Source organism: Microbacterium sp. K27 (assembly GCF_004794435.1).
Lineage (GTDB): Bacteria > Actinomycetota > Actinomycetes > Actinomycetales > Microbacteriaceae > Microbacterium > Microbacterium maritypicum_A.
The window spans coordinates 138,285-150,461 of the sequence record NZ_SSDK01000040.1; the positions used below are offsets into that span (position 1 = coordinate 138,285).

Annotated in this window: 11 protein-coding genes; all 11 read right to left on the reverse strand. The window is 68.9% G+C overall.

From position 1 onward, the window contains the following. Nucleotide 1 precedes the first annotated feature (1 nt). The gene (locus DW307_RS10440; RefSeq protein WP_240750603.1) at nucleotides 2–1,906 is read right to left on the reverse strand and encodes a hypothetical protein; all 1,905 of its coding nucleotides are present in this window, start codon (nucleotides 1,904–1,906) and stop codon (nucleotides 2–4) included. After that, the gene (locus DW307_RS10445; RefSeq protein WP_231924893.1) at nucleotides 1,896–2,777 is read right to left on the reverse strand and encodes a TIGR03943 family putative permease subunit; all 882 of its coding nucleotides are present in this window, start codon (nucleotides 2,775–2,777) and stop codon (nucleotides 1,896–1,898) included. The genes DW307_RS10440 and DW307_RS10445 overlap by 11 nt, the downstream gene beginning before the upstream one ends. After that, nucleotides 2,770–3,810: a permease gene (locus DW307_RS10450; RefSeq protein ID WP_021201612.1), complete on the reverse strand. Its 1,041-nt coding sequence runs from the start codon at nucleotides 3,808–3,810 to the stop codon at nucleotides 2,770–2,772. Before DW307_RS10450 ends, DW307_RS10445 begins: the two co-directional genes overlap by 8 nt. After that, nucleotides 3,807–4,223, reverse strand: a complete 417-nt coding sequence (locus DW307_RS10455) for a Fur family transcriptional regulator (RefSeq protein ID WP_021201611.1) — start codon at nucleotides 4,221–4,223, stop codon at nucleotides 3,807–3,809. Before DW307_RS10455 ends, DW307_RS10450 begins: the two co-directional genes overlap by 4 nt. A gap of 46 nt (nucleotides 4,224–4,269) precedes the next feature. Continuing rightward, nucleotides 4,270–5,148, reverse strand: coding sequence for a metal ABC transporter permease (locus tag DW307_RS10460; RefSeq protein WP_240750605.1), 879 nt, complete (start codon nucleotides 5,146–5,148; stop codon nucleotides 4,270–4,272). Next, complete coding sequence (locus DW307_RS10465; protein WP_136024676.1) at nucleotides 5,145–5,993, reverse strand: metal ABC transporter ATP-binding protein; 849 nt, start codon at nucleotides 5,991–5,993, stop codon at nucleotides 5,145–5,147. The genes DW307_RS10460 and DW307_RS10465 overlap by 4 nt, the downstream gene beginning before the upstream one ends. After that, nucleotides 5,990–7,021 carry a metal ABC transporter solute-binding protein, Zn/Mn family gene (locus DW307_RS10470; protein ID WP_136024677.1) on the reverse strand — a complete coding sequence of 344 codons (1,032 nt, stop codon included), beginning with the start codon at nucleotides 7,019–7,021 and terminating at the stop codon, nucleotides 5,990–5,992. The genes DW307_RS10465 and DW307_RS10470 overlap by 4 nt, the downstream gene beginning before the upstream one ends. A 179-nt stretch (nucleotides 7,022–7,200) precedes the next feature. After that, nucleotides 7,201–8,889 (reverse strand): glycoside hydrolase family 13 protein, encoded by a 1,689-nt coding sequence (locus DW307_RS10475; protein WP_136024678.1) that lies wholly within the window; start codon nucleotides 8,887–8,889, stop codon nucleotides 7,201–7,203. Between the two features lie 93 nt (nucleotides 8,890–8,982). After that, entirely contained in the window at nucleotides 8,983–9,861 is an 879-nt protein-coding gene (locus DW307_RS10480; RefSeq protein ID WP_021201606.1) for a carbohydrate ABC transporter permease, read from the reverse strand. Beyond that, on the reverse strand, nucleotides 9,861–10,808 hold the full coding sequence (locus DW307_RS10485; RefSeq protein WP_172889164.1) for a carbohydrate ABC transporter permease: 948 nt from the start codon (nucleotides 10,806–10,808) through the stop codon (nucleotides 9,861–9,863). The genes DW307_RS10480 and DW307_RS10485 overlap by 1 nt, the downstream gene beginning before the upstream one ends. Next, nucleotides 10,805–12,154 carry an ABC transporter substrate-binding protein gene (locus DW307_RS10490; protein ID WP_136024679.1) on the reverse strand — a complete coding sequence of 450 codons (1,350 nt, stop codon included), beginning with the start codon at nucleotides 12,152–12,154 and terminating at the stop codon, nucleotides 10,805–10,807. The genes DW307_RS10485 and DW307_RS10490 overlap by 4 nt, the downstream gene beginning before the upstream one ends. Nucleotides 12,155–12,177: the final 23 nt, after the last annotated feature.

Here is a 12,177-nt window from a genome sequence, read left to right on the forward strand (position 1 = left end):
CTCAGAAGCGCGGAGCCGTCTGGCACCACGAGGCGTCGAAGCCGGTGAGGGCGACGATCTCCTTGCCGGAAGCCATGTCGATCAGGTGGGTCTCGACGTTCTCGGGCAGCGGCAGCAGCATCCCGTCGTAGGCGTTGTTCGCCAGGTCGGGAGCGACGACGACGGCGGCGTACTGGCCGCTCGGCGACGCGCAGGCCTGCAGGATCGAGTCCGTGGATCCGACCTCGACCAGCGGGGTCGCCGCGCCGTCGTCGTCGACGCGCACGACCACCTGTCCGATCGGCAGCCCCTCGTCGTCGCGAGCGATCACGTGGCGCAACGTGCCACCGGGATACGGCGTGATCGAGCTCGCCGTCCCGTAGTCGGGATCGGATGCCGCGAGCGGCTGCTCCGACCCGTCTGCGAGATTGAGTTCGACCACGGCCCCGTCGAGCCGTTCGACGATCGCCGTGTAGGTGCCGCGGGAGATCCCCTGGATGGTGGCCGCGAGGCCGAGGGACTGCACACCCGTGTCGGTCGAACGGTCGACGAGCGAGAGGGCTCCGTCGAAGTCGATGAACAGCACGGCTGCGCTGTCGGGCACGAACTGCCAGACGAAGACGCTCGCCTCGGCGCCGGCGACCTCGATGATCTGCGGGTCGTCATCGCCGCTCAGCGACTGGGTGACCAGCACGCTCGCACGCCCCTCGGTGTCGCTGAGCTCCTTGTCGGAGTAGCTGTAGCCGACGAGGCCGCCGCGTTCGGAGACCTGGATCGCGCCCACGTATCCCTCACCGGGAAGAGTGAGCTCGCGCTGGTTCTTGCCGTCGCGGTCCATCACGAGCAGGCGGGACCCGTCGTCCTCCTCGACCGACACCACGAGCTGCGTGGAGGTCGCGCGGAAGTCGTTGATCTTGTCGTGCTCGAAGACCGGGACGGCCTTCTCGCCGCTGAGGTCGGTGAGGAAGATCTTGTCCTTGCCCGCGACATCGCGACGCAGCAGGAAGATGTTCGACGGCGGCGTCGTGAAGCTCGTGGTCAGCGTCGTCTTCGGGCCACCGCCGGCACCGACCACATCGGCGACACGGACCGTGTACTCGGTCGAGTCGTCGAGCGGGACCGTGAATCGCACGCCCACGCCGCGCCCCGAGGCATCCACCGTGAAGGGCACCTCCGGCTCGACCGTGACCTGCGCCGGGTCGATGTCGGCGAGTGCCTGGTTCGCAGTGAGGATCACGCGGCTGCCGGACGATTCGATCGCCTGTGCCGCATCGACCTGCACATCGCTGATGCGCGGGCCCTGAAGGAGGCTGGCGATGCCCAACCCCGTCCCGACGACGACGAGCACCCCGAGGACCGCGGCAACCGTGAGCACGAACCGGCGTCGGCTCCCCGGCGGGGGCGGGACCCGGCGCTCGGCGGCGGCGCGGGGGATCGGCGGCGCATACGGGTCCGCTGTCGCGTCCTGTGCCGCCGCACCGGCCGCTGCACCGGCCACCGCGCTCTCGACGACGGGTTCCGGTGCGGCGCCGACGAACACGGGTTCGGTCGCGAGGGGGACGGGCGGAAGAGCGGTCGCCTCCGCATCCTCGCGCGCCGCAGCCTCGAAGGCGGCCATCTTGCGGGCGGCGGCCTCCTGCTCCGCGACCTCACGGTCACCTGCCTCACGGACCGCGGCTTCACGAGCAGCGGCTTCACGCGCAGCCGCCTCGCGCGCAGCCGCTTCGTCTGCACCGGCAGGTTGCTGATCGCCCGGCCGATCGGCCGGGGTGGGCTGGTCGGCGGGCGGTGCGACATGGTCGGCAGACGCCACCGCGCGGTCGATCCGCTCGGCCTCCGCCGCTTCGGCAGCTTCTCGCGCTGCACGCATCTCCGCGCGGGTGCGCGGGACGGCGGGCACCTCTGGGCGCTCATCGTCAGTACTCATAGGGGTCTCCCGGCTCATCGATCGCGACGACATCGGTCGGCTCGATGCGGAGCTTGCCGTCGGCATCCGCGCGCACGGTGCCGGTGATCTCGACCCATTGGCCGGTCGCGTACTCGTCGGGCTTCACATCGACGGGCAGAACGGCGGTCTGCGCATCGATCACGCAATGCGTGATGACCAGACGGGTCAGGTTCACACCGTCGTCTCCCGACGCGCCCGGCGTCACGAAGCCCGTGAGCTTCACCGCGGCGCCGTCGTAGGCGGCCGTGTTCGTCGCCGCCGTGAAGACACTCGCCCAGTCGCCGACGCCGAACGTCGACGTGTCGGCCACGCCGAGAGCGACCGAGTCCGCGCCGGCGAACAATGCGCTCTGCTCTCCCGCGCGCGACATCGCGAGCTCGACCGACAGGGAGGCCGGCGGCAGGACGAGACCCGCCACGACGACACCCGAGGCGATGACTCCGCCGGCGACGGCCGCGACTCCGGCGAGCGCGCGGCGAGAGGAGGCCGGGGCACCATCGTGATCAGCACCGTCGTGATCCGCACCGTCGTGATCCGCACCGTCGTGATCCGCACCGTCGTGATCACCGTGGACTGCGGGAGCGGGCACAGGCCCGTGGTCGTGGCCGTGGTCGCTCTCCTCCCCCAACGGGAGGGTGCACGACCAGATCGCTCCGGCCAGGGTCACGACCGCGGCGGTGCAGGCGAACCACACCGACTCCGGGCTGATGTAGAGGTTGAGACGCCCCGTGAGACCGAGGCCGAGGGTGACGACCGAGATGACGGTCGCGAGCCCCACACCCAGCCAGCGGGTGCCGAGTGCACGTATGCGGGTGGCGGTCTGCTCGGACCGCGCCGTCTGCTCAGACAAGGACGTTCACCCCGATACCGATCGCGAAAGCCGAGGCGAGCACGATGCCGACGATCCCGACGAGCGTGCGCGCGGTGAACGTGGTGCGCATGAGCGCCAGCATCTTGATGTCGACGAGTGGACCGACGAGCAGGAAGGCGACGAGGGCGCCGGACGAGAACGTCGAGGCGAACGAGAGCGCGAAGAACGCATCGACGTTCGAGCAGATGGCCACCGTCATCGCGAGCGCCATCATGGCGACGATCGACAGCACCGGGTTCGACCCGATCGCGAGCAGCCACTCGCGCGGGATCAGTACCTGCACGGCCCCGGCGAGCGCCGAGCCGATCACGAGTGCAGGCATGACGGCGCGCAGCTCGATCAGGAACTGGGTGAGACTGCGGCGCACCGGCGTGCCCGGTTCGTGGGTGACCAGCTCGCAGGTGTCGACGAAGCGCTGGGTGAGCATGCCGTCCGGGTCGGGGTGGCGGCTGTAGATCCAGCCGATGAGGTTCGCGATGAGGTAGCCGCCCACGAGCCGGGCGACGAGGATCCCACCGTCCCAGCCGAAAGCGGCGTGCGTGGTGAGGATCACGATCGGGTTCACGATCGGCGCGGCGATGAGGAACGTCATCGCTTCGGCCGGCGCGAGGCCGCGCATCATGAGGCCACGGGCGAAGGGCACGTTGCCGCACTCGCACACCGGGATCAGCATGCCCAGCAGTGACAGCACCGCACGGCGGGCCCACGCGCGCTTCGGCAGCCAGCGGTGGATCGCATCGGCCGGGAGCCACACCTGCACCACGATCGAGAGCAGCACGCCGAGGATCACGAACGGCAGGGCTTCGATGAGCACACTCAGCGCGAGGGTGAGCCCGTCCTGCGCGCGGGTGGGCAGCGAGGCGGGGAACAGCGTCGGCAGGAAGGCATCGATCAGGAAGAGCGCGGCGATGATGGCAGCGCCCAGGCCGACGCCGATCCATGCCGATCGCGGCGAGGGCGCCGGGCGATGGGAGTGGCCGTGACGGGTCGCCGTTGCTGCCGAGGAGCTCACGCGGACGCGGCCCTCTCGGCGTCGCGCTTGTTCGCACACGGGGTGCACAGCCCGAAGATGTCGACCACGTGGGCGGCCTCGGTGAAGCCGTGCAGTGCCGCGGTGCGGTGCGCCCACTGCTCGACGTCCTTGGCCTCGATCTCGACGGTCAGACCGCAGGATCGGCAGATGAGGTGGTGATGGTGGCCCTGCGTGGTGCAGGCGCGGTACAGCGCCTCGCCCTCGGGACTCTGCAGCGAATCGGCGTCTCCGGAGGCGGCGAGTCCGGCCAGCGCACGGTAGACGGTGGCGAGGCCGATGCCGGTGTTGTCGTCGCGCAGCGCGGCGTGCAGGCTCTGCGCGCTCACGAATCCGCGCGCGTCGGCGAGTGCTTCGCGCACACGTTCGCGCTGCCAGGTGTTCCGCTGAGCCATATGAAGAGTCTAGGCCGCGGGGGTTGGCGAGGGCTGGGAGAGGATCTCAGGCCCGCACACGGCGCACTCGGGCCCGCGCCTTCTGCACGATCCAGCACACCACGTAGATCGTGAACGACAGGGTTGTGATGTACGGGCTCACCGGGAGCGTGCCGGCGAGGGCCAGCAGGATGCCGCCGACCGCGGACACGAAGCCGAACAGCGCGGCCAGCAACGGCACGGCGATGGGGCCTGCGGTGACGCGCATCGCGGCGGCCGCGGGGGTGACCAGCAACGCCATCACCAGGAGCGCACCGATGATGTGCACGCTCACCGCGACGATCAGGCCGAGCAGCACCATGAACAGCAGGCTGACGGCACGGGTCGGCACGCCGCGGGCCGCGGCCGATTCCGGGTCGAGCGAGTCGAACCGCAGCGGGTTCCACATCACCAGCAGCGCGATCAGCACGACCATGCTGATGCCGATGAGCCAGCCGAGGTCGGGGCTCGAGACCGACACGATCTGGCCGGTGAGCAGGCTGAAGCGGTTGGCGCTGCGGCCGTCGTAGAGCGAGAGGAACAGGATGCCGAGGCCCAGGCCGAACGGCATGAGCACACCCACGATGGAGTTGCGGTCCCTGGCCTTGGCCCCGAGGACCCCGATCAGGATGGCGGCGACGAGCGCTCCGCCGAGAGACCCGGCCACCACGCTTCCGCCGAAGAGCAGGGCGGCAGCCGCTCCCGCGAATGACAGCTCGCTCACGCCGTGCACCGCGAAAGCCAGGTCGCGCTGCATCACGAAGACGCCGATGAGTCCGCCGACGATGCCGAGCACCGCGCCGGCGATGATCGAGTTCGCGAGCAGGGTGACGAGCTCGCCGTAGTCCTGGAACGAGAAGACGTCGCTCCAATCGACCAGCGGCACGATGCCCAGCGCGACGCTCATGCCGCTCCTCCGTGCTCGTGGTGTCCGTGCTCGTGGTCGCCGTGGTCGTGGTGGGGCTCGGCGTCCGGCACGCCCACGACCACCAGCCGGTCGCCCGCGCGGAGCACGAACACTGGAGTGCCGTAGAGGTCGGTGAGCACGCGCGTCTGCAGCACCTCGTCGGGAGTTCCGAGCAGGAACCGTCCGCCGGCGATGTAGAGGATGCGGTCGACCCGGCCGAGGATCGGATTGATGTCATGGGTGACGAACAGCACCGCCGCCTCGCGCTCACGGCGCTGACGATCGATGATGTCCGTCACGGCGACCTGGTTCGCGAGGTCGAGATTCGACAGCGGCTCGTCGCACAGCAGCAGGGCCGGCTCATCGGCGAGGGCCTGACCGACCCGCAGTCGCTGCTGCTCGCCGCCGGAGAGCAGTCCGACCCGGCGATCGGCGAAGTGCGAGGCGCCGACCGCCTCGAGCAGGTGGTCGACCTTGGCGCGGTCGCCACGGTGCGGGATCGGGAAGCCGAAGCGGCTCCCCTGCACGCCGAGGGCGACGAGGTCGCGGGCTCGCATGCTCGTGTCGGGGGCGAGCGAGCGCTGCTGCGGGATGTACCCGATACGGGAGTTACCGCGGTGCACGGGCTCACCCGCGACGCGGATCGTGCCCGAAGACAGCGGTTGCAAGCCCAGGATGCTCCGCAGCAGGGTGGTCTTGCCCGACCCGGAGGGGCCGAGCACCGCGATGAACTCCCCCGGCTCGACCGTGAGGTCGAGGCCCGTCCAGAGTTCGCGATCACCGCGCTGCAGCGACGCGTCGGAGATCTCGAGGACCGGATTCCCGCGCTGTGCGGCGCCGCTCACGACTTGACGGCGGCGGCGAGGCTCTGGATCGCGTCACTCATCCACTCAGAGTACGACGATCCGTCCTCGAGCAGCTCCGTGAAGGCGACGACGGGGATGCCGGCGTCCTTCGCCGCGGTTTCGACGCGCTGGGTCTCGGACCCGCCGGTCTGCGCGTTGGTCAGCAGTGCCGTCACCTGACCGCTGCCGATCACGTCGAGCGCCTGCAGCAGCACGGCCGGGGCGACGTCGGTGCCTTCTTCGACCGACTCGGCGAATCCGTCGGGGGTGACATCGGTGAATCCGGCGGCTGCGGCGAGGTAGCCGGGCAGCGGCTCGGTGATGAAGACGTCGACGTCGGGCGCCTCCGTCTTGAGGGTCGCCAGCTCGGTCTCGAAGCCTTCGAGGTCGGCGGTGAGGGTGGCCGCGTTCGCGGCGAACTCCTTCGCACCGTCGGGGTCGAGCTCGGTCAGCTCATCGGCGATGGCCTCGACGACGTGGATCATGGTGTGCGGGTCGAACCAGACGTGCTCGTTGAAGCCCTCGATGTGGTCGTGGCCCTCGTGCCCGGCCTCGTCGTCGGCGTGATCGTGCGCCTCGTCCTCGGGCGCGTCGCTCTCCTCGGGGGCAGCGCTCGCCGACTCGTCGGCGTGGTCGTGGCCCGCCTCGTCGTGACCCTCGTTCCCGGGGAAGTCGTGCGAGTACTCGACGGCTGTGACCACATGCGGGTCCTTCGCGTCCTGCAGCAGCGTGTCGATGAAGGCGTCGTAGCCGCCGCCGTTCTCGATCACGAGGTCGGCCTTCTGCACCGTGAGCCGGTCGCGGGCGCTCGCCTCGTAGGAGTGCGGGTCCTGCGAGGCGGAGGTGATGATCGACTGCACGTCGACGCGATCGCCGCCGATCGTCGCGGCGATGTCGCCGTAGACGTTGGTGCTCGCGACGACCGTGATGGTGCCGTCGTCGCCCTCCCCCGCCGAGGGGGTGGAGCATCCGGCCAGCGTGAGAGCGGCGACGGATGCGAGGGCGAGGGCGACGACGGGCTTCTTCATGCCTTCACTCTAAACGCTAATGAGAACCATTATCAAATCCTTCGCCCTGCCTGCCCGCCCCGCTGCCTGCCTGCCTGCCCGCCCGCCAAAACGGAGACGATTGGACGTTCACGCGGGGTGTCTGTGATCAACACCCCGCGCGTGACGCGGATCGTCTCTTTTTTCGCAGCTGCGGGAGCTCAGGCGCGCAGCTCGGCCGGCGCGATCCAGACCGTGGCCTCGCCGGGAAGCGTCGAGCCCTCGAGCAGAGCACTCGCGAGCACGACGTCGGCGGCATCCGCACCGAGGTCGACGGGCGCGGCGCCGAAGTTCGACACCACCTGCCAGCCGTTCGGGCGGGCGAAGCGCAGCACATCGTCGCGGCCGGTCTCGATCCACTCCAGGGTCTCGCCGGTCTGCAGCAGGTGCCGCAGGCGCAGGGCCTCCCGGTACAGCGAGAGCGTCGACGACGGGTCCGCCGCCTCGACGTCGACCGCATACTGCGCGAACCACTCCGGCTGCGGAAGGTGCGCGCCTGCGGCCCCGAATCCGTACGAGGACCCCGCAGCGGTCCACGGCAGCGGCACGCGGCATCCGTCCCGACCGAGGCCGTCGAACTCGGCACCACGGAAGAAGCCCGGATCCTGACGCTGCTCCGGCGTGATCTGCGCGACCTCGTGGAGACCGAGCTCCTCCCCCTGATAGAGATAGGTGCTGCCAGGCAGGCCGAGCAGCAGCAGGGTAGCCGCGTGCGCCCGGCGGAGCCCGCCCTCACGGTCGAGTGCGTCCGCCGGACCGCCGGCCTTCACCCACTCGGTGCCCTGCTTGACCGGACGGCCGTTCAGTGCCGGGAGCCCATAGCGGGTGGCATGGCGGGTGACGTCATGGTTCGACAGCACCCAGGTGGTCGACGATCCGGTCGCCGCCGCCTGCTGCAGGTTGTCGGCGATGATGCTGCGGAACTGCGCGGCGTCGAAGTCGGCGACCAGCAGATCGAAGTTGAACGCCTGCCCGAGCCCCTCGGCCGACGCATACTTCGCCCGGCGCTCCGGCGTCTCCACCCAGGCCTCGGCGACGGCGGTGCGCGGCGGGTCGTACTCGTCGAACACCGCACGCCAATCGGCGTAGATCTCGTGCACGTCGTCACGGTCGACCATCGGGTGCGTGCCCGAGGTGCGGTCCATCGCGTCGAGCTCGGCACGCGAGGGCAGCGGTTCGCTGAGGTCCTTCGTGAGCATGTGGGCGACGTCGATGCGGAATCCGTCGACACCGCGGTCCGACCAGAAGCGCAGCGTCTTCAGGAAGTCGGCGCGCACCTCGGGGTGGTCCCAGTTCAGGTCGGGCTGCTCCACGGCGAAGTTGTGCAGATACCACTGCCCGTCTTCCACGCGCTCCCAGGCACTGCCGCCGAACACCGAGTCCCAGTCGGTCGGCGGCTCGGAGCCGTCGGGTCCGGTGCCCTCGCGGAAGATGTAGCGGTCGCGCGCCGCCGAGCCGCGCCCCGCAGCGAGCGCCTCCTGGAACCACTCGTGCTGGTCGGACGAGTGGTTCGGGACGATGTCGACGATCACGCGGATGCCACGGGAGTGCAGCGCCTCGACCATGTCGTCGAAGTCGGCGAGGGAGCCCAGCCGCGGGTCGACGTCACGGTAGTCGGCGACGTCGTATCCGCCGTCGGCGAGCGCGGACGGATAGAACGGGCTGAGCCAGACCGCATCGATACCGAGGCCCTGCAGGTAGTCGGCCCGGGAGACGATGCCCGGGATATCACCGATGCCGTCGCCGTTCGCGTCGGCGAAGCTGCGCGGGTAGATCTGGTAGACGGCGGCCTGACGCCACCACGCGGCGTCTTCGGCGGTGCGGGTCTCGGCGAGAAGCGCGTCGGTCATGAGGGGAGGACTCCTTCTGTGTTTCCGGTGATTCGGTGGCTTCGAGTGATTCGGGTTCTTCGGTGGCTTCGAGCGGTTCGAGCGGTGCGGCGGTCAGCCCTTGACGGCGCCCTGGGTGACGCCCTCCATGACCCACCGCTGCGTGAACAGGTAGGCCACGATCGCGGGCGCCATCGCCATGAGGTACGAGGCGAAGGCGACGTTGTAGTTGTTGCTGAACTGGTTCTGGAACAGGTTCTGCCGCACCGGCAGCGTCTGCAGCGCCGGATCGGCGATGATGAGCGACGGCATCATGAAGTCGTTCCAGGCGTAGAGGAAGGCGAAGATGCCGACCGTCGCACTCATCGGGGCGAGCAGCGGGAAGATGAGCTTCCAGAACGTCTGCCAGGTCGTGGCTCCGTCGATGCGCGCGCTCTCCTCGAGCTCGATCGGTATCGAGCGCAGGAACGCGGTGAACAGCAGCACGCTGAAGCTCAGCTGGAACATGGTCGCGAGGATGATCACACCGAACGGGTTGTCGAGCCCGACGCGTCCGGTGAGCTGGATCTGCGGCAGAGCCACGACCGGGAACGGGATGAACATCGCCGCGAGCAGGTAGAAGAACGAGTAGCGGAACAGCCGACGGTCCCAGTTGCGCACGATGGCGTAAGAGGCGAAGGCCGCCAGCACGATCGTCGCGATCACGGTGCCGGCGGTGACCAGCAGCGAGATGCCCGCACCGACGGGGAACTTCGTCAGCGTCCACGCCTCGACGAAACCGTCGACGCTGAACGGGGCCGGCAGCGAGAAGGCATTGCCGTCGACCGCCTGACCCGTGGTCTTGAGCGCCATCGAGATGGTCACGTACAGCGGCAGGAGCACGGTCACGGCGCACAGGATCAGGATGATCGTGCCCGACCAGTTGACGCGCTCCATGCGCACGCGCGGCTTCTTGCCCGAGGTGGGGACAGTGGTGAGTGTCTGCGTCGACATCAGAGTGCGTTCCTTCCGCGCGTCAGCGACAGCTGGAGGAGGGAGATGAGCACGGCGACGATGAAGAAGATGGTCGCGTTGGCCATCTGATAGGCGTAGTCGCCGCCGTTGAAGCCCGCGATGATCGTCATCGCGACGCTGCGGGTGGAGGTTCCGGGGCCTCCGTTGGTGAGGCCGACGATGATGTCGTAGGCGTTCAGGAACCCCTTGAATCCGAGGATCACGTTGATCACCACATAGCCCGCGACGAGCGGGAGCGTGATGCGGGTGAGCTGCTGCGCCTTGCTGGCGCCATCGATGCTCGCCGCCTCGTACACCTCGCCGGGAACCGAGAGAAGGCCGGCGATGTAGATCAGCAGGGTGCCGGGCACGGCCTGCCAGGCGGTGACGATGACGATGGCGATCCAGGCGAGGTCGGGGTTGGCGAGCAGGCTCGTCTCGAGCCACGGGATGCCGGCCGCCGCGCCAGCCGCGGGGATCGAGTTCGAGAACAGGAAGTTGAAGACGTAGGCGATGATGATGCCCGAGATCACCATCGGGATCACGAAGATCGTGCGCAGGCCCGTCTTGAAGCGGATGCGCGAGGTGAGCCCGACCGCCAGCAGGAACGCGACCACGTTGACGACGATCACCGTAGCGATCGAGAACCCGAAGGTGAACAGGTAGCTCTGCAGGATCGACGGATCGCTGAACAGCGCGATGTAGTTCGTCAGTCCGTTGAAGCTCCACTCCCCGATGCCGATCGAGTCGGTGAAGCTGAAGAAGATGCCGATGACTCCCGGAACCGTGATCGCGAGCGTGAAGAGCACCAGCGTCGGCAGCAGGAACAGGTAGTAGATCGGCTCGACGCGACGCGTGTGCCGCCGGAGCTTCCGGTCGCCGCCGGTGACGATGAGGGTCGTGCTGTCACCGGGCGCGGTGGGCGTGGTGGGGGTGGTGGTGCTCATGGCGCGGACTCCTCTGTCTCGCCGGAAGCGGATGGGGCGCCGGAAGCGGACGCGGCGTCCTTCGTCGACGGGATCGGCGCGCGGAAGGCGATGCGGGCCCAGTCCGCGTCCATCGTGCGCAGGATGGAGGTCGGAGAGGCGCCGAGCACCATCGCCTGCGCGTAGTTCATGATCGGAAGCGTCTTGGGCACGAGCACCGACGGGCCCTGGTAGATCTGCCCGTTGTCGTAGTACTCGACCATTCCCTCGATGCGGGGGTCGTCGGGGGCGGGAGCACCCTTCGTCGGGGTGAAGCCGAGCTGCGAGGCGTTGTACTCCTCGATGTTCTGCGGCTCGTAGAGGAACTCGAGGAAGTCGCGGGCGGCCTCCTGATGGCGAGAACCCTCGGGGATCATCGCGGCCAGGTCCATGTTGACGCGCACGCCGAGGTCGGCCGGGTCGTCGGTCATCGGCAGCGGGAAGGTGCCCAGCTGCAGGTCGGGTGCGGTCTTCGCGATCTCGCTGAAGGCCCACGGGCCCTGCAGGTACATCGCGGCCTCGCCCTTGCCGAAAGCGAGGTTGCCGTCGCCGTAGCCGCGGCTCGGCGCATCCGCGTTGGTGTAGTCGTTCGCGAGCTGCATCATCTTGTCCATCGGCTCGGCGAAGTCCTTCGAGAACGAGACCGCGGAGTCGGGACCGACGTCCGCGCCCTCATCGGCGAGGGCATCGAAGAAATCGATCACGTCCACCGAGCCGCCGTCGGTGTAGTCGTACCACCCCTGGCCCACGGTCCAGTCGTCCTTGAACGTGCCGTAGAACGGATCGATGCCGGCGGCCTTGAGCTGGTCGCACACCGCGAGCAGCTCGTCCCAGGTCTGCGGGACCTCGAGGCCCTGCGCCTGGAAGATCTCCTTGTTGTAGATGACGGACGCGGCCATCACCGAGTACGGGAGGGCGCTGGTGCGGCCCTCGCAGGACCCGTACTGGTCCATCAGCGGCTGCAGATCGTCGCGGATGCCCGCGGCGGCGTCGGTGCCTGCGAGATCGGTGAGCGCGCAGCGCTGCACGAACCGGGCGATCTCGTAGTTGTAGTTGGCGAGCATGATGTCGGGCGGGTTGCCCCGCACGAAACTCGCCGAGACGACATCGACGCCCGAGGTGTCGATCTCGACCTTCACGTCGCTCTGCGAGGAGTTGTACTCGGCGACGAGGGCGGTCATGAACTCGATCGCCTCGCGCTTGCTGAAGGTGAAGCGGATGGTCTCCGCTCCCGTGTCGGCGGCGCAACCCGCGAGGGCTGTGCCGACCAGGGTGACCCCCAGGGCCGCGGCCGCCGCTCGCACCGCGCGTGTTCGTCTCTCAGACACCGTCGTCCTTCCGTCATATAAAT